This window comes from Burkholderia sp. MSh2 (assembly GCF_000731655.1).
GTDB classification, from domain to species: domain Bacteria; phylum Pseudomonadota; class Gammaproteobacteria; order Burkholderiales; family Burkholderiaceae; genus Burkholderia; species Burkholderia paludis.
Map to the genome: position 1 here is coordinate 61,750 of NZ_JPGM01000027.1, position 26,457 is coordinate 88,206.

The following is a 26,457-nucleotide window of genomic DNA, read 5'->3' on the forward strand; positions in this document are numbered from 1 at the left end:
AGCCGCGCCCGTTCGCGCCGACGCGCGACGGATCGTCGTTCCCGTCGCTACGGGCCTTTCCAGGAAGCACACACAATGAAAAAAGCAGTCGTCGGTACCCTCTCCCTCGCGTTCTTCGGCGCCGCCGCGCATGCGCAAAGCAGCGTCACGCTCTACGGGATGCTCGACGCGGGTATCGCCTATACGAACAACCAGTCGGGCAAGAGCCTGTGGCAGCAAGGCAGCGGCCTGCTGTCGAACACGGTCTTCGGCCTGAGCGGCAACGAGGATCTCGGCGGCGGCCTGCATGCGCTGTTCCGCCTCGAAAACGGCTTCAACCTGAACAACGGCACGCAGTCCTACCGGAACACGATGTTCGGCCGCCGCGCCTACGTCGGCCTGCAGAGCGACCGCTACGGCGCGCTCACGCTCGGCCGGCAATACGACGCCGTGGTCGACTACCTCGGCCCGCTCGCGATGGCGAACAACGGCGACGGCAACAACCTCGCGTCGCATCCGTTCGACAACGACAACATCGACGATTCGTTCTACATCGACAACGCGGTGAAGTACACGAGCCCGACGCTCGCCGGCTGGCAGTTCGGCGGCCTGTACGGGTTCAGCAACGCGGCCGGCGGCTTCGCGACCAACCGCGCGTACAGCGCGGGCGTGTCGTACGCGAACGGGCCGGTCAACCTCGGCGCCGCGTACCTGCAGCTCAATCGCGGCGGGCTGACGGCCGGCGGCGCGCTGTCGACCAACGACGGGGCGAACTTCCCGGCCGTACGCCAGCGCGTGATGGGCGCGGGCGGCAGCTATGCGTTCGACCGGCTGACGGTCGGCGCGCTGTGGACGCATTCGATGTTCGACGAAACGGCCGCCTCGTCGCTGCCGGGTGCGCTGAACGCGCTGCGTTTCGACAACTACGAGGTCAACGCGCGCTACACGCTGACGCCGGCCGTCTCGTTCTCGGGCGCCTACACGTTCACCAACGGGCGCTACGACGACGCAACCGGCAGCCACCGGCCGAAATGGCACCAGGTGACGCTGATGGCCGACTACGCGCTGAGCAAGCGCACCGACGTGTATACGGAAGCCGTGTACCAGCATCAATTCGGCGTGCCGTCGGGCGCGACGCTCGGGTTCGCGAACGTCACGGGGCTCGCCGCTTCGTCGACCAACACGCAGGTGGTCGCGACGGTCGGCATCCGGCATCGCTTCTGAGCGCGCGCGGATCGTCACGGGCCGGCCGCTCTGTGCAACCCCGCATGGACGCGGGCCGGCCGAACGGGGATCATGCGGGGAATCCGGGCCCGTGCGCCCGCGAAACCGGTACACTCGGCGCCGGGCGCGCACCGGATCGGCATTCGGCGGCGGGCCGCCGCCGACTCTGGAACCGTGACCCCATGACCACACCGATCTATCAGGAAATCAAGGACTTCATCCTCGCGCGCATTCATGCCGGCGAGTGGGCGGAAGGCGACCAGGTGCCGTCGGAGAACGAACTCGCGCGCGAATTCAACGTCGCGCGCATGACCGTCAACCGCGCGCTGCGCGAGCTGACCGCCGAGCAGGTGCTCACGCGCACGCGCGGCTCGGGCACGTATGTCGCGTCGCCGAAGTACGAATCGACGCTCGTCGCGATCCGCAGCATCTCCGACGAAGTCGCCGCGCGCGGCCACGGCTATCGCGCGCAGGTGCTGCAGGTCGGCGCGACCGTCGCCGATGCGAAGCTCGCCGACGAACTGCGGATCGACAACGGCAGCCCGATCTTTCATTCGCGCGTGCTGCACTTCGAGAACGACACGCCCGTGCAGCTCGAGGAACGCTGGGTCAATCCGGCATGCGCGCCCGAATACGCGCTGCAGGATTTCACGGCGACGACGCCGAACCAGTACCTGACGCGCGTCGCGCCGCTGCAGCGCGTCGAATACCGGATCGAGGCCGCGCTGCCCGATACCGAGACGCGCCGCCATCTGACGATGGACGACCGCGAGCCCTGCCTGCTGCTGCATCGGCGCACGTGGTCGCAAGGGATGGTCGCGTCGGTCGCCAATCTCTGGCACCCGGGCAGCCGTTACCGGTTCACCGGGCATTTCTGATGCCGGCGCGCGCCTCGCGCGCGGCCGCTCTTGTCGCTCGATCGCGCTGACGGCCCGCGTCAAGCCGTCCTCCTGCGCGATACGCGCGCCGGGTTCGATTGCGTGCGCCCGCGTCTCGCCACGGTCGGCACATGCGATGGCCCGCGGCAGCGCCGGGCGCGGCGCGCCCGGATCACGCGCCGGATTCGCCGGATTCGCCGGGTACGGCGCGGCAAGCGCCGCGCCCCGGTTTTTGCGGCAAACATACGCACCGGATGCCAAATTCCCCGCGCAGCAGTATGCTGATGTCGTACGGCTGCGCACGGTGCGTCGGGCGACCCCGTCGTTCGCACGTTCTCGCGCCGCCGTCGCGACCGCAATCATGCGTTGCAAGGAGGGTTGTGATGGCTACCACGCATCAGCACTTCCACCTCGAACTGCGGCACGCCACCGTGCCGACCTACTTCATCAGCTACCTGTTTCCCGCCTTGCTGTTCGTCTACGAACTGCTGCGCGTCGGCCAGTGGATCCGCGATCACGGGATGCAATTCGCCGCGTTCAAGCAGATGGGTTACGAGTACCTGCTGATGCTGCTGTTCGTCGGGCTGCAGATCGTCGTCGAGGCGATCTTCCTGCTCGGCGCCGCGATGCGCCGCGACAATCGCGATTTCGAGCACCGGCTGCCGAACGTGATCCTCGGCATCGGCTGCTCGATCGCGCTGCTCGCGATCGACCTCGCGATCCAGCTCGCGTTCTGACGGCCGGCGGGCGCACGCCCGCCGGTTGCAGGGGCGCTCACGCGAGCGCGTCGCGCAGCAACGCCGCCACGGCGGCCAGTACATCGTCCGTGCGCTCGCGGTGCGGCATGTGCCCGCACGCGCCGAGCAGCAGGTACGACGCCGGCCCCGCGACGCGCGCGGCGATCCGCTTCGGATGCACGTCGGACCCGTATTCGTCGTCTTCGCCGTGAATCGCGAGCGTCGCGCATCGCACGCGCGGCAGGTCGTCGTCGAGGCTCCAGCCGGCAAACGCCGGCGACAGCCACGTGTCGACCCACGCGCGCAGCACCCATTCGGCCTTGTCGCCGTGATAGCGCGCGAGCCGGTCGAGCTGGCCCGGTTCGTCGAACTGCCGCTGCGCGTCGCGAATGCCGGCCAGCGTGCGATCCTCGGCGAACGCCTGCGCGGCGACCGTCACGAGCGCCCGGCAACGCTCCGGATGCGCGGCGGCGCAGCCCACCGCCATCCCGCCGCCGACGCTGTGGCCGAACGCGACGAACGCGTCGACGCCGAGTGCGTCGAGCAGCGTCGCGAACGCCTGACCGGCCTCGTCGCGCACGAACGTCGCGGCGAGCGCGCCGGGATGACGATCCGAGCGGCCGAAGCCGAGGCGGTCGTACGCGATCACGTCGCGCTGCGCGGCACGCGCGAGCTGTTCGGGAAAGTCGCGCCATAGTTCGACACAGCCGAGCGAATCGTGCAGCAACACGATCGGTGCGGCCGGTTCAGGCGCGGCTTGCTCTGGCGCCCCCGCCTGCCCCTGCGCGGGACGCACGCGCCAGCGTTTCGCAAAGAGGCGCCCTTGCGGCGTCTCGACGGTCGTCTCCTCGGTCACGATATCGGTCATCTGTCTGTCGTCTGCATGAAAACGGCCGCACCCGGGCGGCGGCGCAGCCCGCATGGTGTCCCGCGCCCGCGCGCGGCGTCAAGCAAGCCCCCACCGCCCGCGCGCTCATTCGGGCTGCGGCGGCAGGTACTCCATCTGCGCTTCGTCGTACAGCCGGTAGATCAGCGCCTGCATCGCGCGAATGTCCTCCGATTCGTCGAGCATCCGCATGCTCATGATGATCGGCGACACGAGGTTCGGATCGTCGAGCGGCTTGTAGCTGATGTCGTCGCGCTTGAGCCCGTACACGCTGTGCGGCACGACCGACACGCCCTCGCCCATCGCGACGAGGCCGAGCGCGATCTGCAGCTCGCGCGTCTCGTAGATCCGCCGCGGCTGCAGCGCGCGATCGTGAAAGGCCGCGAGCACCTGGTCGGCATAGCTCGGGCGCGGCGCCTGCGGAAAGATGATCAGCGTGTCGTTCACGAGATCGTGCAGCGACAGCACCGGCTTCGCGCTGTCGAGCGCATGGCCGACCGGCAGCGCGACGATCATCCGCTCCTCGCGCAGCACGACGCGCCGCACGCTCGGATCCTCGTGGCGGATGCGCCCGAACCCGACGTCGATGCGCCCTTCCTTCAGCGCCCGGATCTGGTCCATCGTCGACATCTCGTGCAGGCTCAGCTCGACGGCCGGATACTCGCCGCGAAAACGCCGGATGATCTTCGGCAGCATCCCGTACAGCGTCGAGCCGACGAAGCCGACCGACATGCTGCGCTCGATCTTGCCGACCCGCTTCGTCATCGATTCGAGCTCGGTGGCCTGCGCGAGCAGCTGCACCGCGTGCGAATAGAAGAAGCGCCCCGCGTCGGTCAGCTTCAGCGGCCGCGCGGTGCGCTCGAACAGCGGCACGCCGAGCGCTTCCTCGAGCTGCTGGATCTGCCGGCTCAGCGGCGGCTGCGCGATATGCAGCCGTTCCGCCGCCCGCGTGAAATTCCGCTCCTCGGCAACCGCGACGAAGTAGCGGAGGTGTCTCAACTCCATTATTAAACCCTCCCGGACAGCGGGCCCGGCGCGCAACCGCGGCCGGACGATGCCGTCACGATACCGCAGGCGGCGCAGGCCGCGCCGCGCGGCCCCGCGCCGCCCAAAGCAAAACGGGAAGCCCGCGGGCTTCCCGTTGCCTCATCGGCGCCGCCGCGCGGCGGCGTCGCGCCCGCCCGTCACACCTCGGTCGCGTAGAGCGCGTCGCGCTGCGCATCGCTCAGCGTGTCGAGCGGCACGTCCGGCAGCCGGTAGCAGATCATCGTGCCGTACAGCTCGGCGAGGCAGTTGCTGCCGGCATCGAGCGCGTAGCCGTCCTCGCCGTCCGGCGCCGGCGGATACACTTCGCGCCACGCGTTGATCGCGGCTTCGATTCGCACGATGGAAACGGGTCCGGCCTTCCGCTCGGCGGGTGATGCGCTCATGGATTCCTCTGGGTTGCGCGCTCCGCGGGCCGTACCGGCCCGCACGGAACGATGAAAACGCCGGACGCCGCCGGCCGCCGCGCACCGCGCGCGCCGGATGCCGATCCGCGCCGCCCGTCTCGCGCCGGCCGGGCCATGGCCCGGCTGGGTCGGGCAATATAACCGGCTTTGACCCCGTGCAGGCAAAAGCCGGGCAAAAAAAACGGGAAGCCCGCGGCTTCCCGTTTCATCGTACGACGCATACGCGCATGGCGCGCCCGCGTCAGCCCGCGGTCTCGCGGTTCGCCACCGGCTCCCGCTGCGCGCCGCGGCTCGCGGCGATCCACGGCGCGATCTCCATGTCTTCGTAGCGCACGAAACGGCTCTTCTTCAGGAACCGGAAGCCGAGCCACACGACGAGGAACAGCGGGATGCCGACATAGGTCGCGGCGACGCCCGCCCAGTCGATCCGGTTCGCGAGGAACGCCTGATAGTCCTGCCCGAGCGCGATCACGAGGCACAGCACGAACGCGAACAGCGGGCCGAACGGGAACCACTTCGACTGGTACGGCAGCTGGTCGAGCCGGTAGCCCTGCTTCACGTACCCCTTGCGGAACCGGTAGTGGCTGACCGCGATGCCGAGCCACGCGATGAAGCCCGTCATCCCCGACGTGTTCAGCAGCCACAGGTATACGGTCTTGTCGCCGTACAGCGACGTGAAGAAGCACAGCGCGCCCACGGCCGTCGTCGCGTACAGCGCGTTGCGCGGCACGCCGCCGCGCGACAGCTTCGCGAAGATCCTCGGCGCGCGGCCTTCGGTCGCGAGGTTGTAGAGCATCCGCGTGGACGCGTACATGCCCGAGTTGCCGGCCGACAGTACGGCCGTCAGGATCACCGCGTTCATCACGCCGGCCGCGAACGCGAGGCCCGCGTGACGGAATACGAGCGTAAACGGGCTCACGCCGATGTCGGTCACGTCCGTCTTCAGCAGGTTCGGGTCGGTATAGGGAATCAGCACGCCGATCACGAAGATCGCGAACACGTAGAACAGCAGGATGCGCCAGAACACCTGGCGCACCGCGCGCGGGATCGTCGTGCGCGGGTTTTCCGATTCGCCGGCCGCGACGCCGATCAGCTCGGTGCCCTGGAACGAGAAGCCCGCGATCATCGCCACGCCCATCAACGCCGGCAGGCCGCCCGCGAACGGCGCATCGCCGATCGTCAGGTTGCCCCAGCCGTTGGCCGGCGCGCCCTTCAGAATGCCGAAGATCATCAGCAGGCCGACGCCGATGAACGCGACCACGGTGACGACCTTGATCAGCGCGAACCAGTATTCGGCTTCGCCGAAGCCGCGCACGGTCAGCGCGTTGAGCAGGAACATCACGGCGAGGAACGCCGCGCTCCACCACACGCCCGGCACGTCCGGAAACCAGTAATGCATCACGAGCTGCGCGGCGACGAGCTCGACCGCGATCGTCACGGCCCAGTTGTACCAGTAGTTCCAGCCGAGCGCGAAACCGAAGCCTTCGTCCACGTATTTCGCGCCGTAGGTCGCGAACGAGCCCGACACGGGCATGAACGCGGCCATCTCGCCCAGGCTCGTCATCAGGAAATAGACCATCAGGCCGATCAGCATGTAAGCGACCATCGCGCCGCCGGGGCCGGCCTGCGAGATCGACGCGCCGGACGCGACGAACAGGCCCGTGCCGATCGAGCCGCCGATGGCGATCATCGTCAGGTGGCGCGCCTTCAGCGCGCGATGAAGCTTGGGAGGGTTCGCGGACGAACCGGGTTGGTCGGAGTTCGGGAGTGCGGACATAAACGAGACGAACGTTGAGCGGGCCGGCATCCGTAGCCGGCGCATGCGGAATCGGAGCGCGGCGCGCGTCCTGCAATGCATTCGATGCGGCCCCGATACGCGTTGCGCGACGGGCGCCTGCGGCGAAGCGCGGATTCTACCTGATTCGGCGCGGGGGCAACTCGGGCTGGCGTCGCCCGTCGCCGCGGCGCAGCGTTCGCAGAATCAACGCGTTGGCCGCGCCGCGCCCGGCCGCGGCCGTGACCGTGGCCGCCCGGCGGCGCAAAAACCCGCGCGGGCGGAGCGATCGCGCGGGTTTCCGATCCGCGCGCCGCACGGGCGCTTGCGCCCGTCCGGTCGAAAGTCGCACCGGGCCGCAAAATCGCCGGATAATCGCGCCATTATTCCGACAAAATCACCGATATCGATAATTGATTCAAATCAAATCGTTCGTGCACTTAACGGTAATGATACGTAACAGTTTCGAATCACCGGTTCGCATGCATGTTTTGCATGCACAAGCGAATTTCGGAAATTCGCGAGATAATGCGACCCAATTCGAAATAATCAGCGCGCAGACCCGTCAACGATGCGCGCATTCGCCTCCCGCCGCTCCCGAGGATGACGTCACTCCCGCTGCCCGCCACGCTGCGCCGCCATACCGCGTCGATCGTGGCACGCATTCTGTCGCCCCGCGGCGTGCTCGTCGCGGGGATCGTACTGCTGATGTTCAGCTGGGGGCTCTCCACGTCGCTTCTGATCGAGGCACGCCGCGACTCGTATGAACATGCGGTCGAAAACGCGCGCAACCTGATGCTGCTGATCGAGCGCGATATCGCACGCAATATCGAGCTCTACGATCTGTCGCTGCAAAACGTCGTCGACGGCATCGCCGATCCCGAACTGATGAGCCTGCCGCCGCGCCAGCGCCACCGGCTGTTGTTCGACCGCGCGGCGACCGGCGAGTATCTCGGGTCGATCTTCGTGATGGACGCGCACGGCAACATCGTGATCGATTCGAGCGTGTCGCCCGCGCGGCAGGGCAATTTCGCCGATCGCGACTACTTCGCCGTGCACCGCGACGGCCTCGTGCACGGCCTCTACATCAGCCGGCCGTATGCGGCCCGACTGCGCGGCGGCGCGCTGACGATCGCGCTGAGCCGCCGGATCAACCGGCCCGACGGCTCGTTCGGCGGCATCGTCGTCGGCACGCTCAGCGTCGACTACTTCCGCGCGCTGCTCGACGGCCTCGCGGTCGGCCGGCACGGCAGCGCGGCGATCGTCGAGGACAACGGCATGCTCGTGTCGCGCCTGCCGTACGATGCGCGCGTGGTCGGCCTCGACCTGCACGACGCGCCGCTGTTCATCGAGTCGAAGCGCAGCCCGGACGGCGCGCTGACCGGCACCGGCTCGATCGACGGCATCCGGCGCATCTATGTTTACAAGCATCTGGCCGGGCTGCCGCTGATCGTCGACGTCGCCCCCGCCGAGATCGACATCTATGCGTCGTGGCACCACCGGGCGATCTGGACCGTCGTGCTGATGTGCCTGTTTACCGGGTTCATCGCATGGGGTTCGCTGGCGCTGTCGCGCGAGCTGAAGCACCGGCAGATCGCCGAATCGAAGCTGTACCGGCTCGCGCATACCGATGCGCTGACGGGCCTGGACAACCGCGGCACGTTCGACACGGTGCTCGCGAAGGAGACGCAGCGCGCGGCGCGCAACGGCCGCCCGCTGTCGGTGCTGTTCGTCGACGTCGATCACTTCAAGGCGTTCAACGACGACTACGGCCACCCGGCCGGCGACGACGTGCTGCGCCGCGTCGCGCAATCCGCGTCGCGCTGCCTGCGCCGCGACAGCGATCACGTCGCGCGCTACGGCGGCGAGGAATTCGTCGTCACGCTGCCGGACACCGACGCGAAAGGCGCCGCGATCGTCGCCGAAGCGATCCGGCGCGCGATCGCCGGGCTCGCGATCGATCATGCGAAGAGCCCGTACCGGCGCGTCACCGTCAGCATCGGCAGGGCGACGGACGCCGACGGACGCATGAGCGCCGCGACGCTGGTGCGGCGCGCCGACGAGGCGCTGTACCGCGCGAAGACCGGCGGCCGCAACCGCGTGTGCGACGCCGTGACGAGCACGGCCGACGTCTGACGGCTGACGCCTGACGCTGCCGCGACGCGACGCCGCACGGGCCGCCGGCCCGGCGCGAACGCCCGCGCCGTGGACAGCCCGCGCGCGTTCGGCTAGCGTTATGGCTGCTGCTGCGCATGCGGCGCGGCGCCGGCCCGCGCGGGCCGCCCTGCGTGCTCCGGCCACCCCTGCTCCGTCATGACCACCCCGCTCCCCGCCCGGCTGCCGCCGCTCCTGCGCAACGCGCTCCGCCCGCTGCTCGACCCGTACCGCCGCTACCGGCACGCGAAACTGATCCACGCGGCGCGCGTCGCGCTCGCGATTCTCGCGTCGATCGCGCTGTCCAGCGGCCTGAACGTGCCGCACGGCGAGTGGTCGACGATCACCGTGCTGATCGTCGTCGGCGGGCTGCAGCACCACGGCAACATCCGCAAGAAGGCGGCCGAGCGTGCGCTCGGCACCTCGATCGGCGCGCTCGCGGGGCTCGGGCTGATCCTGCTGTATTCCGTCGTGCACGCGCCGCTCGCGATCTATCTGCTGATGGCGATCGCCTGCGGCTTCTGCGCGTATCACGCGATCGGCAAGGCCGGCTACATCGCGCTGCTGTCGGCGATCACGATGGTGATCGTCGCCGGGCACGGCGACAACGAGATCGTCGACGGCCTGTGGCGCGCGGTGAACGTGCTGGCCGGCATCGCGATCGCGCTGGCGTTCTCGTTCGCGCTGCCGCTCTACGCCACCTACTCGTGGCGCTACAAGCTCGCCGACGCGCTGCGCGCGTGCGCGGCCGTGCATGCGCGGCTCGCCGGCGACCGCCCCGTGAGCGACGACGCGCACCTGAAGGACATGGCCGCGCTGAGCGCGCTGCTCGTGCAGCTGCGCTCGCTGATGCCGTCGGTGTCGAAGGAGTGCGAGACGTCGATGGCGCAGCTCGAGGCGATCCAGCGCAGCCTGCGCCTGTGCATCGGCTATCTGGAGATCCTGTCGGGCGCGCTGCCGGCCCGCGACGATCTCGCGGCCCGCGAATACATGCGGATCGGGATGAAGGGCGTCAACCGGCGCATCCGCGACACGCTGGTCGGCGCGAGCCGCGCGCTCAAGTCCGGCACGCCCGCCCGACTCGCGCCGCGCCGCCGGCCGGCCGATCCGCCGCACGACGCGCCGCCGCCGCAGTTGTCCGGGTACGTGTCGATCACGGCCAAGCTGGCCGGCGAAGTCGATCAGTTGCGCGAGAAGCTGCTCGATACCGCGCGGGCGTGGAATATCTGACGCGCACGGCATGGCGGGTCGCGCCGTCATTCTTTCATATTGCTTTCCGGTGAACGGGACGCGATCCCGGCTGCCGCCCTCGCGCGCGCCGACCGATCCCGCCCCGGAAAACCGGCCGGCCGCGCCGGTTTCCGCCGCCCTTTCGCGTCGATCCGCGCCGCGTTCGCCGCCCGGTCGATCGCCCGCCAGGCCCGTCGCGACGGGCCGCCGCGCGAAATTGCGCGAAAATCAACCCTTGCCCCAACCTCCCGGACAGCCGATACTCGCATATTCCGCGAAATACGATCCCACCGGCTTCAATCCACGGTAATTCCTATGAGCACGATTCTCGAAAGCCTCCCGACCGGCCAGAAGGTCGGTATCGCCTTCTCCGGCGGCCTGGACACCAGCGCCGCGCTGCACTGGATGAAACTCAAGGGCGCCGTCCCGTACGCATACACGGCGAACCTCGGCCAGCCCGACGAAGACGATTACGACGCGATCCCGAAACGCGCGATCGAATACGGCGCGGCCGGCGCCCGCCTGATCGACTGCCGCGCGCAGCTCGTCGCCGAAGGCATCGCGGCGCTGCAAAGCGGCGCATTCCACATCACGACGGCCGGCGTCACGTACTTCAACACGACGCCGATCGGCCGCGCCGTGACGGGCACGATGCTCGTCGCCGCGATGAAGGAAGACGGCGTCAACATCTGGGGCGACGGCAGCACGTACAAGGGCAACGACATCGAGCGCTTCTACCGCTACGGCCTGCTCGTGAACCCGGATCTGAAGATCTACAAGCCGTGGCTCGACCAGACGTTCATCGACGAGCTCGGCGGCCGCGCCGAAATGTCGGAATTCATGAACCAGGCCGGTTTCGCGTACAAGATGTCGGCCGAGAAGGCCTACTCGACCGATTCGAACCTGCTCGGCGCGACGCACGAGGCGAAGGATCTCGAAAGCCTCGAAAGCGGCATCAAGATCGTGAACCCGATCATGGGCGTCGCGTTCTGGCGCGACGACGTGAAGATCGCCGCGGAAGAAGTGACGGTGCGCTTCGAAGCCGGCCAGCCGGTCGCGCTGAACGGCGTGGAGTTCACGGACCCGGTCGAGCTGCTGCTGGAAGCGAACCGCATCGGCGGCCGCCACGGCCTCGGCATGAGCGACCAGATCGAGAACCGGATCATCGAGGCGAAGAGCCGCGGCATCTACGAAGCCCCGGGCCTCGCGCTGCTGTACATCGCGTACGAGCGTCTCGTCACCGGCATCCACAACGAAGACACGATCGAGCAGTACCGCGAGAACGGCCGCCGTCTCGGCCGCCTGCTGTACCAGGGCCGCTGGTTCGACCCGCAGGCGATCATGCTGCGCGAAACCGCACAGCGCTGGGTCGCGCGCGCGATCACCGGCGAAGTGAAGATCGAACTGCGCCGCGGCAACGACTACTCGATCCTGAGCACGAAGTCGCCGAACCTCACGTACCAGCCGGAACGCCTGTCGATGGAGAAGGTGGCATCGACGTTCTCGCCGCGCGACCGGATCGGCCAGCTGACGATGCGCAACCTCGACATCACCGATACGCGCGACAAGCTGCGCGTGTATTCGCAAGTCGGCCTGCTGACGCCGGGCGAAACATCGGCGCTGCCGCAGATCAAGGGCGACGACAAGTAAGTCGCCTCGTTCGACGCCGTGCCGCATCGCTCGATGCGGCACGGCGGGGCAGGCCGTGCGGGCGTATCCGCTTCGCGCACGCAGCCTGCCGCTCCCCCGCCTTTCCGCTTTCCCTCCCGCCGTCGCATCACGCCGCGTGACGCGCCAACGGCACTGCACCGCCGCGCCAGCCATGGCAAGCTGCGAGTCCTCCGGTTCCACCACCGCTCCATGACCACCCTGACCGTCATCCACCTGAACGGCCCGATCAACAGCGGCAAGACGACGATCGGTCGCGCGCTCGCACGCGTGCTGCCCGATGCGCGCTTCATCGACGGCGACGATCACGATGCGCCCGAAGACGCACCGTTCGACGTGCAGTGGGCGATCGCGCTCGAACGTCTCGTCACGCAGATCGCGAACGCGCGTGAGCGTCATCTGGTCGTCGCCTATCCGATCGGCGACACGGAATTCGAGCGGCTGCGCGCCGCCTGCGACGCCCGTGACGCGCGGTTGTTCGTCGTGACGCTCGCGCCGCCCGAAGCGATCGCGTCGTCGAATCGCGGCGCGCGCGCGCTGACGGACTGGGAGCGGAACCGAATCGCCGAGATGTATCGCGAAGGCTATGCGTCGCGGCCATTCAGCCAGATGGTGCTCGATACGTCCGATGCGACGCCCGACGCTTGTGCGGCCCGCATCGCGCAGCACGTCGCAGCGACGAAATCATGACGCCTGCGGCCGCGCCCGCACGCGCACTTCGCGCCGACAGACGAATCGTGCCTGCCTTGCCCCCGCAGCAAGGCGCGACGCTACTCCGATAGGAAAACGTTTACTCTTGCAGCACTTCTTGCTAGGATCGTTTCCGGCCGGTCTATCCAGACGCCTGGAAAGCCGACCGAAAGCTCCAGCATTTCTCGCTTTCCGCATAGTTCCATCCGCTGCCGAGTCACACCTGCTTTCTGTATTTTGGAGTGCTTTCTACGGGAACCCGATCTCATTTCGATGATCGCGCGCTCGAACAGGAAAACGTTATCCACAACGTGGCGCCCCGCCACGGACCATCAGAGAGACACCATGAAGAACAAGATCATCCCGTGCGTCGCCGCCGTTCTGTCCGTTGCGTGCCTGTCCGCCTGCGGCGGCGACGATCCGCTGGGCCCGGCCGCCGCCGCCCGCGCGCAAACCACCGCGATGGCGCTCAGCCAGTCGAACCCGCCCGGCTCCAACTTCAACCTTGCGCCGTTCACGCTGCAGTTGCCGACCGGCTCGTCCGGCAAGGTCGACACGGTGAGCGGTTCGTCGCTCGCCGGCGGCTACGTGAACCCCACCTACTTCTACACGGACGCCGGCGACGGCTCGATGGTGATGATGGACCCGACGCAGGGCTGGACGACGTCCGGCTCGCAGCATCCACGCACGGAGCTGCGCGAGAACGCGATCTGGCCGACCTCCGGCACGAACCGGCTGAACGCGACGGTGGCCGTCACGCAGGTGCCCGACCACACGACGATCGGCCAGATCTTCCAGGGCAGCGGCCCGAGCAAGCCGCTGTGCGAGCTGCAGTTCACGTCCGGCGGCGTCGTGCAGCTGCTGCTCGAAAGCACCAACCAGGGCGGCAAGTCGACGATCACGCCGATCACGACGGTCGGCGTCGGCCAGAAGTTCAGCTATGCGCTGAGCCTGAGCGGCACGACGATCACCGTCACGGCGAACGGCACGAGCAAGACCTTCACGATGGATTCGAGCTTCGACGGCGAGAGCTTCTACTTCAAGGCGGGCGACTACGACCAGACGGCCGTGTCCGGCACGCCGCTGACCACGCCCGGCACCGTCGTGAAGTTCTACGCGCTGACGCTGACGCACGGCTGAGCGCGCGGCGCGCCGCATGACGCCGGGCCGGTACGCGATGCGCGCCGGCCCGGCGGCGCGGCCTCGACGCCGCGCCTACGAGTGACGCCGCACGCCCGGCACGACGGCGTCCGTCGCCGCCTTCCGGCTCAGCATCAGCGTGACCACCGCCGACACCGCGAGCGTGCCGGCCACCACGTAGAGCCCCGCCGCATACCCGCCCGTCACATGCTTCAGCCAGCCGATCGCGAACGGCCCGACGAACCCGCCGAGATTGCCGATCGAGTTGATCATCGCGATGCCCGCGGCCGCGCCGGCGCCGGACAGGAACGCGCTCGGCATCGCCCAGAGCGGCGCCTTCGCGGCGCTGATCCCGATGTTGACGACGACCAGCGCGAGCACGGTCAGCAGCGCGGTGCTCGCCTGCCCCGCGAACACGAAGCCGATGCACGCGAGCACGCACGGGATCACGACGTGCCACGTGCGCTCGCCGCTGCGATCCGAATGGCGCGCCCACGCGATCATCGCGACGACGGCGGCCACGCTCGGGATGCCGGTGAGCAGGCCCGTCTGCAGCGCGGTGAAGCCGAACTGCCTGACCATCAGCGGCGCCCACAATCCGAGCGTATACAGCCCGGCCGACGTGCCGAAGTAGATCAGCGCGAGCGCCAGCACGCGCGGGTCGCGCAGCGCCTGCCACGCGCCGGCCGTATGCCCGGCATGCGTGTGGCGCAGCTCGGCCTCGGCCTTCAGCTTCGCGATCAGCCAGTCGCGCTCGTCCTGCCGCAGCCACGCGGCCTTCGACGGCGAATCGGTCAGGCGCCTCAGCACGACGAAGCCGAGCAGGACCGCCGGCAACGCCTCGACGATGTACAGCATCTGCCAGTCGGCGAGCCCGAACAGCGGCGGCATCTGCATGATCGCGCCCGACAGCGGCGAGCCGATCGCCGTCGAGATCGGCGCGGCCGCCATGAACCACGCGGCGGCCACCGCGCGCTGCTTCGCGGGAAACCACAGGCTCAGGTACAGGATGATGCCGGGGAAGAAGCCGGCTTCGGCCACGCCGAGCAGGAAGCGCAGCACGTAGAAGCTCGTCGGCCCCGTCGCGAACGCGGACACCGCCGACACGAGGCCCCACGTGATCATCACGCGCGCGATCCAGAGGCGCGCGCCGACCCGGTGAAGGATCAGGTTGGACGGCACTTCGAACAGGAAGTAGCCGATGAAGAACAGGCCGCCGCCGAAGCCGAACGCGGTCGGCGACAGGCCGATCGCCTTGTTCATCGTCATCGCGGCGAAGCCGACGTTGACGCGGTCGAGAAAACTGACGAAGTACAGCAGCATCACGAACGGGATGATGCGCCACATCAGTTTCCGCGCGACGCGGGTTTCGAGATCCGCTTGCATGTGTCTCCTCCTTCGAGGTCGAGCCGTGCTCTGTCTGTCAACACTCGCCGGCGCCGCCCGAAACGGGCGGACCGGCGCCCGGCTCGCGTCGGACGCGCGAGTCGCGGGCATCGAAACCGGGGAACGGCGAACGGGCGACGCGCGGCGGCCGGCTTCCGGTTGCGCGCACGCGCCGCCGCTGCGTCGCGGCGCGCGGGCGCATGCGCATCGTCGTGCCGATCGTCAGGCCGCGACCGCCGCGTGCGCGACGCGCTCGCAGACGGCCGCCGTCACCTGCGCGGTCGTCGCGCTGCCGCCGAGATCGCGCGTGTGCAGCGACGGGTCCGCCGTCACGGCCTCGATCGCGCGCATCACGCGCGCGGCCGCCTCCGTTTCGCCGAGATGCTCGAGCAGCATCACGACCGACCAGAACGTGCCGACCGGATTCGCGAGCCCCTTGCCCATGATGTCGAACGCGGAGCCGTGGATCGGCTCGAACATCGACGGATAACGGCGCTCGGGATCGAGGTTGCCGGTCGGCGCGATGCCGAGGCTGCCGGCGAGCGCGGCGGCGAGATCGCTGAGGATGTCCGCGTGCAGGTTGGTCGCGACGATCGTGTCGAGCGATGCCGGCCGGTTCACCATGCGGGCGGTCGCCGCGTCGACGAGCTCCTTGTCCCACGTCACGTCGGGGAATCCCTGCGCGACCTGCTTCGCGATCTCGTCCCACATCACCATCGCGTGCCGCTGCGCGTTGCTTTTCGTGATCACGGTCAGCAGCTTGCGCGGCCGCGACTGCGCGAGCCGGAACGCAAAGCGCATGATGCGTTCGACGCCGGCGCGCGTGAGGATCGACACGTCGGTCGCGGCCTCGATCGGATGGCCCTGGTGCACGCGGCCGCCGACGCCCGCGTATTCGCCCTCGGAGTTCTCGCGGACGATCACCCAGTTCAGGTCGTCCGGCCCGCAGCGCTTCAGCGGCGCGTCGATGCCGGGCAGGATGCGCGTCGGGCGCACGTTCGCGTACTGGTCGAAGCCCTGGCAGATCTTCAGGCGCAGCCCCCACAGCGTCACGTGATCGGGCACGTCGGGGTCGCCCGCCGAGCCGAACAGGATCGCGTCCTTGCCGCGCAGCGCGTCGAGGCCGTCGGCCGGCATCATCGCGCCGTGCGCACGGTAGTAATCGGCGCCCCAGTCGAAATCCTCGAACTCGAACGCGAAGCGGTCGCTGCCGCGCGCCAGCGCTTCCAGCACCTGCTTGCCGGCCGGCACCACTTCCTTGCCGATGCCGTCGCCGGGGATCGTTGCGATACGGTAGGTCTTCATGCGGACATCCTCGAATGATCGTGAGCGTGAACGCACTTTACCGAACCGGCGGTGTAGAAACCGGGGCTATACTCAAGGCATCTTTAACTTTAATTCACGAATCCCGTCATGACGGATACCGTGCAGCCGGGCGATCTCGGCTTCTTCTCGACGCTGGCCGCGTCGGGCAGCCTGAGCGCGGCGGCGCGCGAACTCGGCCTGACCGCGGCGGCCGTCAGCAAGCGGCTCACGCAGATGGAGCGGCGCGCGGGCGTGACGCTCGTCAACCGCACGACGCGGCGGATGATGCTGACGCCCGAGGGCGACGTGTATCTCGACTACGCACGCCGGATCCTCGATCAGATGGACGAGCTCGGCGAGTTGCTCGGCAGCGCGCAGCAGCGCCCGAAGGGGCTGCTGCGCGTGAACGCGACGCTCGGGTTCGGGCGCAGCCATGTCGGCCCCGCGATCTCGCGCTTCGTCGCGCGCTACCCGGAAGTGTCGGTGCAGTTGCAATTGTCGGTGATGCCGCCGCCGCTCACCGACGACGCGTTCGACGTGTGCGTCCGCTTCGGCGAGCCGCCCGATACGCGCGTCGTCGCGCGGCGGCTCGCGCCGAACCGCCGGCTGCTGTGCGCGGCGCCCGCGTACCTTGCGCGGCACGGCGTGCCCGGCACGCCGCACGACCTGACGCGGCACAACTGCATCGCCATCCGGCAGGGCGACGAGAGCTACGGCGTGTGGCGCCTGACGAGCGGGCGCGGCGCCGCGCGCCATACGGAGGCCGTACGGATCAACGGCCACCTGACGACGAACGACGGCGAGATCGCGGTGAAATGGGCGCTCGACGGGCACGGGATCCTGATGCGCGCGGAATGGGATCTGCGCGACTATCTCGCCGACGGCCGCCTGGTGGTCGTGCTGCCCGACCATGAAACGCCGGGCGCCGATATCTACGCGGTATATGCGCAGCGTCACCAGATGTCCGCGCGGATTCGCGCGTTCGTCGATTTTCTGGCGGATGAGTTGGGCGGTTGAAAAGGCTGCGGGAAGGCGACCGCCCGCGATGCAGCCGGCGGGGCGCGTCAGCCCGCCGTGGGATGCCGCACGATATCCCCGCCGATGCGGCACGCCGGTATTCCGGCGAATTCGTCCGGAAATCGCCGGAATATCGGCATCACGCCGCCCCCGTCAGGCCGCCTCCACCAGCTTGCTGTCGCGCTCGACCGCCGCCAGGGCCTGCGGCGCCGGCCGCGCCCCCGCCGTCACGCGCGCTTCGTGCGCCTGCGCGGCCTGCGCGAAACGCTCGGCGATCCAGTCGACGAACGCGCGCACGCCGGGCGACACATGCGGACGCTTCACGTAGACGGCCGACACCGCAACCGCCTCGGGCCGCCACTCCGGCAGCACTTCGCGCAACCGTCCGGCGTCGATCAGCGGCTGCGCGGCGATGCGCGTCGGCTGGACCAGCCCGACGCCGTGCACGCCGCACGCGAGATACGCCTGTTCGTCGTCCACGCCGACGATACTGCCGAGCCGGACCTTGCGCACGCCCCCGTCCACGACGAATTCCAGTTCGGCCGCGTGCTGGCCGGACACCAGCGCGCCGCCGACCGCGCGGTGCGCAGCGAGCGCGTCGAGCGTGCGCGGCACGCCGAAGCGGTCGAGATACGCGGGGCTCGCGCACGTCACGCGTTCGAGCGTGCCGAGACGGCGCGCGACGAGCGACGAATCGAGTAGCGCGCCGAGCCGGATGCTGCAGTCGATCGCGTCGCCGACACGCTCGCCCGCTCGCCCGGCCTCACTCAGCATCAGCACGAGATCGGGATGCCGCGCATGAAATTCATCCAGCGCCGGCAGCACGATCGCGGCCGCCGCCGACACCGGCAGCTCGACGCGCAGCGGCCCGCTCGGATGCCGCGCGGCGCCGCGAATGCTGGCCTCCAGCTCGTCGACGTCGGCCGTGATGCTCACGCAGCGCCGGTAATACGCGTCGCCTTCGGGCGTCGCCCGCAGCGCGCGCGTCGTGCGCACCAGCAACGGCGTGCCGAGCGCCGCTTCGAGCTCCTGCACGGTCCGCGTCGCGGTCGCGCGCGAAATGCCGAGCGCCTGCGCCGCGCGCGTGAAGCTGTTCATTTCGACGATGCGCGTGAAGATGCGCATCGTGCGGATCGGATTGTCCACCGGACACCTCTGCGTGGTAGCCGCAGGCACGGCGCGCATGCGCGCGCCGTGCCTGCGTGTCGACGTCGGCGACAGCCGCGCGGCCGGCGCGGCCGCCGGCTTACGCGTTCGCCGCCGCGAGGCCGCGCGCGGGCTCGGCGAGCAGCCGCTGCGCGAGCGCCAGCGCGTCGTCACGGTCGGCCGCCGCGTTCAGCGGGTAGCCCCAGACCTTCTCGAACGCATCCGAGAACGCGTCGAGCGCCACGCGCCGCGACGCGTCGGGCTCGATCGCGATCATCGCGGGGATCCACTCGCGCGACTGCGCGCGGTTGGCCTTGCTCCACTTCGCGAGCTGCTTGCGCAGTTCGTGATCGTCGGCGCCGCGATCGTCGCCGGACGGCGCGTCGTCGGTCAGCAGCACGAAGCGCTCGCGGCGCGCGAGCAACGCGTCGAGTTCGGCGAGCAGGCAAGCGGGATCGGTGGGCGCCGCACCGCTGTAACGCAACCAGACAAACGGGAATTCAGTCGTGACGATCTGCATGTCGGCCTCCAATTGAGAACAATTCTCATTTTATGAACCGACACCCGTCGCGTCATTTCTCGTCCCGGCCAACCTCTTTTTCAATCCGGCCAATCGCGTCCGACGGGCGGCGCGCACTGCAAGGTTCAGCGTTGCCGGTCGGTCAGGAACTGCGTCGGCGACTTGCCGGTCGCCTTGCGGAACATCGTCACGAAGCTGCTCGCGCTCTCGTAGCCGAGATCGATCGCGATCTGGTGCACGCGGCGCCCGGTCGTCAGCATCCGCAGCGACAGCGCGACGTGCAGCCGCCGGCGCCAGTCGCCGAGACTCATCCCGAGCTCCCTGGCCGCAAGCCGCGTCAGGCTGCGTTCGCTGATGCCCACCCGCCGCGCGAGCTCGGACAGCGGCGACTTGTCGGCCGGATCGTCGAGCAGGTGGTCGATCAGCTTGCGCAACCGGCGGTCGGACGGCATCGGCAGGTACAGATCCTCGACCGGCGCCGCGACGAGCTCGTCGAGCAGTGTCGCCATCAGCCGCCCCTGCGGCCCGTCGACGTCGTACAGGTTCGGGAAGCTCGCCGCCTTCAGCAGCAGCTCGCGCAACAGCGGCGACACGGACAGCGTGCAGCAGCGCGCGGGCAGGTCGAGCGCGGCGTCGGGCTCGACCAGCACCGCGTAGAACGTTGCGCCGGCCGAGCCGCGCGCCGCATGCGGAACGTCGCCCGGAATCCACACCGTGCATTGCGGCGGCGCGCTCCACACGCCGCCGTCGATCTCGCAATAGACGACGCCGCTCAGCGTGTACAGCAGTTGCGCCTGCGGATGGCTGTGCCGCTCCAGCCGCCATTCGGGCTCGACGACCGAGCCGCCGAACACGACGAGCGGCCGCGGCACGTGGAATACCTCGTCATCCGCTGCGGGATCGGTGGTCGGTGGAAGCTTGCGCATGAAACGGTCGACGATGGAAAAGGCCGGACGCCCTGCCGGGGCGTCCCTTCGTGCTTATACCAGAAAGGGGGCGGCGCGGCCGGTCGGTTCGCGGGCAGCAAAAGCAGACGCGTACCGAACCGAATACAATGCCCCGATCCCCCGCCGCCGCGCCCACCTGCCGGAGCCGCCATGTTCGACCTGACCACGCTGACCACCTTCACGGCCGTCGTCCTGGGCCTGTTCCTGATCCCCGGCCCCGCCGTGCTGCTCGTGCTGAGCCGCAGCGTGCAGGGCGGGCGCAAGACCGGCGTCCTGACCGGCCTCGGCGTCGCCAGCGGCGACTTCGTGCATATGCTGTTCGCGGCCGTCGGGCTGTCCGCGCTGCTGATGACCTCGGCGCTCGCGTTCAACGTCGTGAAGCTGGCGGGCGCCGCGTACCTGCTCTATCTCGGCGTGCGCGCGCTGCTGGAGAAGCCGTCCGATCCGTCGCTGCCGAACGTGCCGCCCGTCACGCCGCTCAAGGCATACCTGCAGGCCATTCCCGCCGAAGTGCTGAATCCGAAGACCGCGCTGTTCTTCCTCGCGTTCATGCCGCAGTTCGTGCATCCGGAGCGCGGCTCGACGTTCGTGCAGTTCGCGGTGCTCGGGCTGATCTTCGTCGTGCTCAGTTCGCTCTACACGACCCTGATCGCGTGCTCGGTCCGCCCGCTCGGCCGCATCGTGAAGCGGCTCACGTGGCTCACGCGCTGGCAGGGCAGGATCGTCGGCTCGATCTTCATCGCGCTCGGGCTGCGCGTGGCCGTGCAGCAGCGCTGACAAGGAGCAACCGGATGACATCCCCCGCAACGCCCGCAGGCGAAGCCCTCTATACCGATCCGCGCCTCGTCGCGGTCTACGACCTGTTCAACGCGGGCGATCGCGACTTTGCGTTCTACGCCGCCGAGATCGGCGACGCGCGGCAGCGCATCCTGGATCTCGGCTGCGGCACCGGCATCTTCGCGCGCCGGCTCGCGGCGGCCGGGCACGAGGTCGTCGCGATCGACCCGGCAGCGGCGATGATCGAGTACGCACGACGCCAGCCCGGCGCCGACGCGGTGCGCTGGCACGCGTGCGATCTGCAAGGCCTGCCGCCCGACGCACAGTTCGATGCGGTCGTGATGACCGGGCACGCATTCCAGTGCCTGCTGACCGACGACGACATCGACGCGACGTTGCGCGGCGTGCGGCGCGTGCTCGCCGACGGCGGCCGCTTCCTGTTCGAGACCCGCAATCCACGCGGCGCGCCGTGGCGGACATGGACGCCCGCGCATCCGGCCCGCAGCGTCGAATCGCTCGAATCCGGCGTGGTCGAACTCCAGCAGGCGGTGCGCGCGGTCGACGGCGCGCTCGTGACGTTCGACTCGCACTACCGCTTTCGTCGCGACGATACGCTGCTGACGCACGCCAGCCGGCTGCGCTTCATCGCGCAGCCCGAATTGCAGCGGCGCGTGGCCGCGGCCGGATTCGCATCGGCCGACTGGCGCGGCGACTGGCAGCGCGCGCCGTTCGACGAAGCGACCAGCGCGGAGATCATCGCGATCTGCCGCGCCTGAGTGCGCGCGGGCGCGCATACTCGCGCAAGCGCGCCGTCAGCCCGCCACCGGCAGCGTATCCACCGCATACGCATGCCGCAGCGTGCGGCCCAGCACCGGATCCTCCAGCTCGACCTCGAACCGCTCGGCCGGCCGGATACCGCCGATCGCGGCCAGCGTGCCGCACAGCATCGCGGTGCCGTCGGCAAAGCGGCCGTCGTGGCGCGCGAACTGCGCGAGCAGATCGTCCGGCGCACGCATCGCGGTCACGCCGCCTTCCTGATACAGCACGCGCTCGCCGCCGATCGTCGCGTACGCGCGCAGCACGAGCCGATCCCAGTGGCCGGCCACGTCGTCGAAGCGCCACAGCGTGTTCGCGCACGGCTTGCCGCACATCTGCTTCGACACGGTGATCCCGTAGGTCTCGACCTCGCGGTCGGTGTGGTCGGACGCGATGCCGACGAAGGTCTCGCCGCCGTCGCGCACCAGCACGAACTCCACTTCGCCGCTGCTCTGCCCGCCCGTGACCTGGATCGCGGGCGACGGGTCGAGGCGGTCGGCCGCGACGCGATAGAACACCGGCGTCGTCGCCGGACGCCTGACGCCGAGCGCTTCCAGCTCGCGGATGTGCCGCTCCATGGCGACCGTGTCGCGGCCGGTCCAGCCCGCGATCACGAGCGTGTCGATCGCGATCGCGCGCTCGGTGCGGCCGTCGCGACCGTCGATCGCGAATGTGATGGTTTTCATCGAATGCTCCTCGTCGCGGGCAGCGCGCGCGCAATGCGCCGCGCCCGCCGTGTGTCGTCGATCGGCCGGGCTCACGCCGGGTCGTAGTAGTGGATCTCCAGCAGCACGCAGCCGCCGTTCGACTTGAACGGGCCGTGCCAGGCGCCCGGCGGGCGCACCGCGTACGTGTAGCCCTTGAACGGCGTGCCGCCATTACCGTGCTCGTCGTTGCCGACGGTCAGGTCGCCCTCGACGAGAAACACTTCTTCCCAGTAGTCATGCACGAACGGCTTCCTGGTGTGCAGCCCGGCCGGCAGGCGCAGCAGGCGCGTGCGGCTGCCGCGCTTGCGCTCGGGGTCGAGCGCGCCGGACAGGATCAGCTCCTGCGCGCCGGATGCGGGGTCATAGCCTTCCGGCAGTTGCCAGTCGCGCTGCATGTCCAGCGTATGGAATTCGTCGTGAAGCTTGTTGATGGCCATCTGTCTCTCCTGGATGCGATAGCGGGTAAGGTGGGGGGCGCGTCCGCGCGTCAGGCGGCGCGCGGCGTCGACAGTTCCTGGTCGAGCGAATAGCTGCCGAGCATCGAATCGACGAGATGCGCGGCACGCTGCCAGTCGTAGGTGCGGTACGCATGCCCTTTCGTGACGAACGACGCGCCGGCGTAGAACAGTTCGTACTGGTTGTGGCGCGACGCGAATTCCGAGCCGACCGCGTCCCACGCGAGCTTGAAGAACTTCACGCGCTCTTCCGACGAGCACACGGGCGACTTCTGCGTCTTCTCGATGATGCGCAGCAGGTCGGGGTTCTCGAAATCGCGCACGCTGGAGGGCAGCATGATCATGCCGCCGCCGGCAAGCTCGCGCAGCGTGTTGAGCACCTTCGAATAGAGCTGCTGCGTCACCACCTGCGAGCCGTACAGCATGTTGCGGTCGGGCACGTAGAAGCCGTTGACGACGGTGCCCTTCGCCTCCATCCCGTAGACCCACGCCTCGACCATCGACGCTTCGGCCGCGAGCTGGCCCAGCGTTTCGCGCACCTGCGGGAACGCGTTCGTGCCGTTGACCTCGGAGATCTTCAGGCCGAGCCCGACAAGGAAGCGCAGCTTCGTCATCAGGCGCACCTGGCATTGGTAGTTCTGGTACACGTGCGCGGGCGTCGCATGAAACTGCTTCGCGCACATCGCCGTGTTGCCGGCAACGAAGATCCGCTCCCACGGCACCTTCACGTCGTCGAAATACAGCACCGCGTCGTTCTCGTCGAAGCGGCTCGACAGCGGGTTGTCGAACACCGACGTCGCGTTCTCCTCGTAGGACTTGCGCGACAGGATCTTCATGCCCTTCGCGTTCATCGGCACCGCGAACGACAGCGCGTACATCTCGTCGCCCTCGCGCAGCGGCTGGATGCAGCTGCAGAACACCTCGTTCGCCATGATGCCGCTCGTCGCGAGCATCTTCGCGCCGCGCACCGTGATGCCTTCGGCATCCTGGTCGACGATGCCGACCGCGAGGTACTTGTCCTCCTGCTCGTGCGCGGCCTTCGACTGGTTCGCCTGCGGGTTCACGATCACGTAGGTCAGGAACAGGTCGTTGTCGCGCGCATAACGGAAGTAGTCGCGCAGCGCGCCCGCCCGCGCCGGATCGTATTGCTCGAACACGTCGGCGCCCATGACCATCCCCGCCAGGCACGACGCGACGTGGTCGGGCGAGCGGCCCATGAAGCCGTAATGCAGCTCCGACCACGCTTCCAGCGCGGCACGACGCTCGACGAGTTCGTCATAGGAGGTCGGCAACTGCCAGATCCGGCTGACGCGGTTGCCCGAATCGGGCGACACGAACGTCATCTTCCCGACGTTCTCGTCGCGGGCCTGGTAGTCGTACAGGCTCGCATAGCTGCGGATCGAGTTGCGGAATGCCGCGTGCGCGGTCACGTCGCCGACCGGCTGGCCGTTCAGGTAGACCTGCCGCCCGTCGCGCAGCGACGCGATGTGCTGAGTCCCGTTCTTGATCATGATGTCCTCGTGGGTGGAGTGAAGCGTGGGTTGCATTCAGGCGGACGGCGCACACGGGCCGTCGAGCACGCGGTAGCGGCCGCCGAAGAAGATCAGCGGGCGCCCTTCGGAGCGCGCGCGGTGCCGCGTTACGCGGCCGACGAAAATCACGTGGTCGCCGCCGTCGTATTGCGCATAGGGTTCGCATTCGAACGTCGCGAGTGCATCCGGCAGCAGCACGGCGCCGTCGTCGTCGGTCGCGCCGGCACGCCAGCCCCACTTGTCGCCGTTCGCCTTCGCGAAGCAGTTCGACAGGTGCTGCTGCGTCTCGTCGAGCACGTTGACCGCGTAGCCGCCCGCGTCCGCCAGATCGCCGAGGCTCAGGCTGCGCCGGTCGACCGAGAACAGGATCAGCGGCGGATCGAGCGACACCGAATTGAACGACGCGACCGTGATGCCGATCGGCATCCCCTCCTTGCGGGGTGCGGTAATCACCGCGACGCCCGTCGCGAACATCGACAGCGCGGCGCGAAAGCGCCGCTGCTCGTCGGCGGCCGCGCCGGCTCCGCCATGGTTCTCGCTCATCTCGTCCTCCCTGGGTTGCATCGCCGGATTCCGCCACCGGAACCGGCCCAACAAAGCACCGTTATTTAGCTTTGTTATTTAGCTTTTATTAAATGTAAACACAAAGGCAGGTTCAAGCTGTCGTAAACCCTGACCTTGAAAGCTTTGTTTGAAAGACAACCCTACTGGCGGGATGGATGTTGCGCGGGGCCTCCGAATGTCCACGTACACTGCGGCTACCCTGTTCCCCGGGCTTTGCGCTCCGCGCGAGCGCCGCCATCCGGAGTCTTATCGATGCAATCCCGTCCGATCTACATGGACTACAGCGCGACGACGCCCGTCGATCCGCGCGTGGTCGAGAAAATGGTGCCGTTCCTGCACGAGCAGTTCGGCAATCCGGCCTCGCGCAGCCACAGCTACGGCTGGGACGCCGAGCAGGCCGTCGAGGAAGCGCGCGCACACGTCGCCGCGCTGCTCGGCGCCGACCCGCGCGAAATCGTCTGGACCTCCGGCGCGACCGAGGGCAACAACCTCGCGATCAAGGGCGCCGCGCACTTCTACCGCGGCAAGGGCCGGCATCTCGTCACGGTGAAGACCGAGCACAAGGCCGTGCTCGACCCGTGCCGCGAACTCGAACGCCAGGGCTTCGAGGTCACGTATCTCGACGTCCGCGAGGACGGCCTGCTCGATCCGGATGCGGTGCGGCAGGCGCTGCGCGCCGATACGATCCTGGTGTCGGTGATGCTCGCGAACAACGAAACGGGCGTGATCCAGCCGGTGGCCGAGATCGGCGCGCTGTGCCGCGCGCGCGGCATCGTGTTCCACTGCGACGCCGTACAGGCGGCCGGCAAGATTCCGGTCGACGTGAACGCGCTGAACGTCGACCTGCTGACGGTGACCGCGCACAAGGTGTACGGCCCGAAGGGGATCGGCGCGCTGTATGTGCGCCGCAAGCCGCGCGTGCGGATCGAAGCGCAGATGCACGGCGGCGGCCATGAACGCGGGATGCGCTCGGGCACGCTGCCGACGCACCAGATCGTCGGCATCGGCGAGGCGTTCCGGCTCGCGAAACAGGAAATGGAAGAGGAAAGCCGCCGCGTCGGCGCTTTGCGCGACCGGCTGCTGGCCGGCCTGTCGACGCTCGACGAGGTTTACGTGAACGGCGACCTCGCGCGCCGGATTCCGCACAACCTGAACGTCAGCTTCAATTTCGTCGAAGGCGAATCGCTGATCATGGGGATCAAGGGCGTCGCGGTATCGTCAGGCTCCGCGTGCACGTCGGCGTCGCTGGAGCCGTCGTACGTGCTGCGCGCGCTCGGCCGCAGCGACGAGCTCGCGCACAGCTCGATCCGCTTCACGCTCGGCCGCTTCACGACCGAGACCGAAATCGACAGCGTGATCGCGCAGGTGCGCGACACGGTCGGCAAGCTGCGCGAACTGAGCCCGCTGTGGGACATGCATCTCGAAGGGGTCGACCTGAATACGATCGAATGGGCCGCGCACTGAACCTGGCGGC

Annotated in this window: 25 protein-coding genes; 12 read left to right on the forward strand and 13 right to left on the reverse strand. The window is 68.7% G+C overall.

Annotated features, from left to right (window positions below; genetic code table 11):
* The first annotated feature begins 75 nt into the window (after window positions 1–75).
* The 3 genes from GQ57_RS18040 to GQ57_RS18050 all read left to right on the forward strand — a co-directional run bounded on the left by GQ57_RS18040 (window position 76) and on the right by GQ57_RS18050 (window position 2,818).
* On the forward strand, window positions 76–1,203 hold the full coding sequence (locus GQ57_RS18040) for a porin (protein ID WP_031399022.1): 1,128 nt from the start codon (window positions 76–78) through the stop codon (window positions 1,201–1,203).
* Window positions 1,204–1,385: 182 nt separating this feature from the next.
* Window positions 1,386–2,081: a histidine utilization repressor gene (hutC, locus tag GQ57_RS18045; protein WP_034198628.1), complete on the forward strand. Its 696-nt coding sequence runs from the start codon at window positions 1,386–1,388 to the stop codon at window positions 2,079–2,081.
* A gap of 383 nt (window positions 2,082–2,464) precedes the next feature.
* Window positions 2,465–2,818 (forward strand): hypothetical protein, encoded by a 354-nt coding sequence (locus GQ57_RS18050; RefSeq protein WP_031399024.1) that lies wholly within the window; start codon window positions 2,465–2,467, stop codon window positions 2,816–2,818.
* Window positions 2,819–2,855: 37 nt separating this feature from the next.
* On the opposite strand, the gene GQ57_RS18055 is transcribed toward GQ57_RS18050, so the two are convergent.
* From GQ57_RS18055 to GQ57_RS18070, 4 genes are all read right to left on the reverse strand, one after another.
* The gene (locus tag GQ57_RS18055; RefSeq protein ID WP_034198595.1) at window positions 2,856–3,686 is read right to left on the reverse strand and encodes an alpha/beta fold hydrolase; all 831 of its coding nucleotides are present in this window, start codon (window positions 3,684–3,686) and stop codon (window positions 2,856–2,858) included.
* Between the two features lie 105 nt (window positions 3,687–3,791).
* Window positions 3,792–4,709 (reverse strand): LysR family transcriptional regulator, encoded by a 918-nt coding sequence (locus GQ57_RS18060; protein ID WP_031399026.1) that lies wholly within the window; start codon window positions 4,707–4,709, stop codon window positions 3,792–3,794.
* A 179-nt stretch (window positions 4,710–4,888) separates the two neighbouring features.
* On the reverse strand, window positions 4,889–5,134 hold the full coding sequence (locus GQ57_RS18065; RefSeq protein WP_031399027.1) for a DUF3717 domain-containing protein: 246 nt from the start codon (window positions 5,132–5,134) through the stop codon (window positions 4,889–4,891).
* Between the two features lie 262 nt (window positions 5,135–5,396).
* Window positions 5,397–6,932: an amino acid permease gene (locus GQ57_RS18070; protein ID WP_031399028.1), complete on the reverse strand. Its 1,536-nt coding sequence runs from the start codon at window positions 6,930–6,932 to the stop codon at window positions 5,397–5,399.
* Window positions 6,933–7,532: 600 nt separating this feature from the next.
* Here GQ57_RS18070 and GQ57_RS18075 point away from each other — a divergent pair.
* The 5 genes from GQ57_RS18075 (at window position 7,533) to GQ57_RS18095 (ending at window position 13,811) form a co-directional block, all read left to right on the forward strand.
* Entirely contained in the window at window positions 7,533–9,065 is a 1,533-nt protein-coding gene (locus GQ57_RS18075) for a sensor domain-containing diguanylate cyclase (RefSeq protein WP_031399029.1), read from the forward strand.
* 177 nt (window positions 9,066–9,242) lie between these two features.
* Window positions 9,243–10,313: an FUSC family protein gene (locus GQ57_RS18080; protein WP_031399030.1), complete on the forward strand. Its 1,071-nt coding sequence runs from the start codon at window positions 9,243–9,245 to the stop codon at window positions 10,311–10,313.
* Window positions 10,314–10,628: 315 nt separating this feature from the next.
* Window positions 10,629–11,963: an argininosuccinate synthase gene (argG, locus tag GQ57_RS18085; protein WP_031399031.1), complete on the forward strand. Its 1,335-nt coding sequence runs from the start codon at window positions 10,629–10,631 to the stop codon at window positions 11,961–11,963.
* A gap of 210 nt (window positions 11,964–12,173) precedes the next feature.
* Window positions 12,174–12,671, forward strand: coding sequence for a shikimate kinase (locus GQ57_RS18090; protein WP_034198596.1), 498 nt, complete (start codon window positions 12,174–12,176; stop codon window positions 12,669–12,671).
* A gap of 345 nt (window positions 12,672–13,016) precedes the next feature.
* On the forward strand, window positions 13,017–13,811 hold the full coding sequence (locus tag GQ57_RS18095) for a polysaccharide lyase family 7 protein (protein ID WP_034198597.1): 795 nt from the start codon (window positions 13,017–13,019) through the stop codon (window positions 13,809–13,811).
* Window positions 13,812–13,886: 75 nt separating this feature from the next.
* Here GQ57_RS18095 and GQ57_RS18100 read toward each other — a convergent pair whose 3' ends face one another.
* Window positions 13,887–15,197, reverse strand: a complete 1,311-nt coding sequence (locus tag GQ57_RS18100) for an MFS transporter (protein ID WP_031399034.1) — start codon at window positions 15,195–15,197, stop codon at window positions 13,887–13,889.
* Between the two features lie 222 nt (window positions 15,198–15,419).
* Window positions 15,420–16,502 carry a tartrate dehydrogenase gene (locus GQ57_RS18105; protein ID WP_034198598.1) on the reverse strand — a complete coding sequence of 361 codons (1,083 nt, stop codon included), beginning with the start codon at window positions 16,500–16,502 and terminating at the stop codon, window positions 15,420–15,422.
* A 108-nt stretch (window positions 16,503–16,610) separates the two neighbouring features.
* Here GQ57_RS18105 and GQ57_RS18110 point away from each other — a divergent pair, with 108 nt between their 5' ends.
* Window positions 16,611–17,519 carry a LysR substrate-binding domain-containing protein gene (locus tag GQ57_RS18110; RefSeq protein ID WP_031399036.1) on the forward strand — a complete coding sequence of 303 codons (909 nt, stop codon included), beginning with the start codon at window positions 16,611–16,613 and terminating at the stop codon, window positions 17,517–17,519.
* Window positions 17,520–17,672: 153 nt separating this feature from the next.
* Here the strand turns inward: GQ57_RS18110 and GQ57_RS18115 are convergent, their stop codons facing one another.
* The 3 genes from GQ57_RS18115 to GQ57_RS18125 form a co-directional block, all read right to left on the reverse strand.
* Complete coding sequence (locus GQ57_RS18115) at window positions 17,673–18,665, reverse strand: LysR family transcriptional regulator (RefSeq protein WP_034198599.1); 993 nt, start codon at window positions 18,663–18,665, stop codon at window positions 17,673–17,675.
* Window positions 18,666–18,765: 100 nt separating this feature from the next.
* Entirely contained in the window at window positions 18,766–19,185 is a 420-nt protein-coding gene (locus GQ57_RS18120; protein ID WP_034198629.1) for an ATP--cob(I)alamin adenosyltransferase, read from the reverse strand.
* Window positions 19,186–19,310: 125 nt separating this feature from the next.
* A complete protein-coding gene (locus GQ57_RS18125) occupies window positions 19,311–20,111 on the reverse strand; it encodes an AraC family transcriptional regulator (RefSeq protein WP_031399039.1) in 801 nt (266 codons plus the stop codon).
* A gap of 171 nt (window positions 20,112–20,282) precedes the next feature.
* Between GQ57_RS18125 and GQ57_RS18130 the strand changes: the two genes are divergently transcribed.
* Both GQ57_RS18130 and GQ57_RS18135 read left to right on the forward strand, forming a co-directional pair.
* The gene (locus tag GQ57_RS18130) at window positions 20,283–20,909 is read left to right on the forward strand and encodes a LysE family translocator (protein ID WP_034198600.1); all 627 of its coding nucleotides are present in this window, start codon (window positions 20,283–20,285) and stop codon (window positions 20,907–20,909) included.
* 14 nt (window positions 20,910–20,923) lie between these two features.
* Window positions 20,924–21,685, forward strand: a complete 762-nt coding sequence (locus tag GQ57_RS18135; RefSeq protein WP_031399041.1) for a class I SAM-dependent methyltransferase — start codon at window positions 20,924–20,926, stop codon at window positions 21,683–21,685.
* Between the two features lie 36 nt (window positions 21,686–21,721).
* On the opposite strand, the gene GQ57_RS18140 is transcribed toward GQ57_RS18135, so the two are convergent.
* From GQ57_RS18140 to GQ57_RS18155, 4 genes are all read right to left on the reverse strand, one after another.
* Window positions 21,722–22,411 carry a DUF2848 domain-containing protein gene (locus GQ57_RS18140; protein WP_031399042.1) on the reverse strand — a complete coding sequence of 230 codons (690 nt, stop codon included), beginning with the start codon at window positions 22,409–22,411 and terminating at the stop codon, window positions 21,722–21,724.
* A 71-nt stretch (window positions 22,412–22,482) separates the two neighbouring features.
* A complete protein-coding gene (locus tag GQ57_RS18145; protein ID WP_034198601.1) occupies window positions 22,483–22,869 on the reverse strand; it encodes a hypothetical protein in 387 nt (128 codons plus the stop codon).
* Window positions 22,870–22,919: 50 nt separating this feature from the next.
* Window positions 22,920–24,398: a 4-hydroxyphenylacetate 3-hydroxylase family protein gene (locus GQ57_RS18150; protein WP_031399044.1), complete on the reverse strand. Its 1,479-nt coding sequence runs from the start codon at window positions 24,396–24,398 to the stop codon at window positions 22,920–22,922.
* A gap of 36 nt (window positions 24,399–24,434) precedes the next feature.
* Window positions 24,435–24,983, reverse strand: coding sequence for a flavin reductase family protein (locus GQ57_RS18155; protein ID WP_034198602.1), 549 nt, complete (start codon window positions 24,981–24,983; stop codon window positions 24,435–24,437).
* Between the two features lie 252 nt (window positions 24,984–25,235).
* On the opposite strand from GQ57_RS18155, the gene GQ57_RS18160 reads away from it, so the two are divergent.
* Window positions 25,236–26,447: an IscS subfamily cysteine desulfurase gene (locus tag GQ57_RS18160; protein ID WP_034198603.1), complete on the forward strand. Its 1,212-nt coding sequence runs from the start codon at window positions 25,236–25,238 to the stop codon at window positions 26,445–26,447.
* Window positions 26,448–26,457 lie beyond the last annotated feature (10 nt).

Coding starts and splice junctions, on each gene's coding strand:
- GQ57_RS18125 (WP_031399039.1), bottom strand. CDS start 20,111: ATGCGCAAGCTTCCACCGACCACCGATCCCGCAGCGGATGACGAGGTA.
- GQ57_RS18080 (WP_031399030.1), top strand. CDS start 9,243: ATGACCACCCCGCTCCCCGCCCGGCTGCCGCCGCTCCTGCGCAACGCG.
- GQ57_RS18150 (WP_031399044.1), bottom strand. CDS start 24,398: ATGATCAAGAACGGGACTCAGCACATCGCGTCGCTGCGCGACGGGCGG.
- GQ57_RS18040 (WP_031399022.1), top strand. CDS start 76: ATGAAAAAAGCAGTCGTCGGTACCCTCTCCCTCGCGTTCTTCGGCGCC.
- GQ57_RS18135 (WP_031399041.1), top strand. CDS start 20,924: ATGACATCCCCCGCAACGCCCGCAGGCGAAGCCCTCTATACCGATCCG.
- GQ57_RS18160 (WP_034198603.1), top strand. CDS start 25,236: ATGCAATCCCGTCCGATCTACATGGACTACAGCGCGACGACGCCCGTC.
- hutC (WP_034198628.1), top strand. CDS start 1,386: ATGACCACACCGATCTATCAGGAAATCAAGGACTTCATCCTCGCGCGC.
- GQ57_RS18155 (WP_034198602.1), bottom strand. CDS start 24,983: ATGCAACCCAGGGAGGACGAGATGAGCGAGAACCATGGCGGAGCCGGC.
- GQ57_RS18055 (WP_034198595.1), bottom strand. CDS start 3,686: ATGACCGATATCGTGACCGAGGAGACGACCGTCGAGACGCCGCAAGGG.
- GQ57_RS18140 (WP_031399042.1), bottom strand. CDS start 22,411: ATGAAAACCATCACATTCGCGATCGACGGTCGCGACGGCCGCACCGAG.
- GQ57_RS18070 (WP_031399028.1), bottom strand. CDS start 6,932: ATGTCCGCACTCCCGAACTCCGACCAACCCGGTTCGTCCGCGAACCCT.
- argG (WP_031399031.1), top strand. CDS start 10,629: ATGAGCACGATTCTCGAAAGCCTCCCGACCGGCCAGAAGGTCGGTATC.
- GQ57_RS18090 (WP_034198596.1), top strand. CDS start 12,174: ATGACCACCCTGACCGTCATCCACCTGAACGGCCCGATCAACAGCGGC.
- GQ57_RS18100 (WP_031399034.1), bottom strand. CDS start 15,197: ATGCAAGCGGATCTCGAAACCCGCGTCGCGCGGAAACTGATGTGGCGC.
- GQ57_RS18130 (WP_034198600.1), top strand. CDS start 20,283: ATGTTCGACCTGACCACGCTGACCACCTTCACGGCCGTCGTCCTGGGC.
- GQ57_RS18105 (WP_034198598.1), bottom strand. CDS start 16,502: ATGAAGACCTACCGTATCGCAACGATCCCCGGCGACGGCATCGGCAAG.
- GQ57_RS18065 (WP_031399027.1), bottom strand. CDS start 5,134: ATGAGCGCATCACCCGCCGAGCGGAAGGCCGGACCCGTTTCCATCGTG.
- GQ57_RS18060 (WP_031399026.1), bottom strand. CDS start 4,709: ATGGAGTTGAGACACCTCCGCTACTTCGTCGCGGTTGCCGAGGAGCGG.
- GQ57_RS18145 (WP_034198601.1), bottom strand. CDS start 22,869: ATGGCCATCAACAAGCTTCACGACGAATTCCATACGCTGGACATGCAG.
- GQ57_RS18095 (WP_034198597.1), top strand. CDS start 13,017: ATGAAGAACAAGATCATCCCGTGCGTCGCCGCCGTTCTGTCCGTTGCG.
- GQ57_RS18050 (WP_031399024.1), top strand. CDS start 2,465: ATGGCTACCACGCATCAGCACTTCCACCTCGAACTGCGGCACGCCACC.
- GQ57_RS18110 (WP_031399036.1), top strand. CDS start 16,611: ATGACGGATACCGTGCAGCCGGGCGATCTCGGCTTCTTCTCGACGCTG.
- GQ57_RS18075 (WP_031399029.1), top strand. CDS start 7,533: ATGACGTCACTCCCGCTGCCCGCCACGCTGCGCCGCCATACCGCGTCG.
- GQ57_RS18120 (WP_034198629.1), bottom strand. CDS start 19,185: ATGCAGATCGTCACGACTGAATTCCCGTTTGTCTGGTTGCGTTACAGC.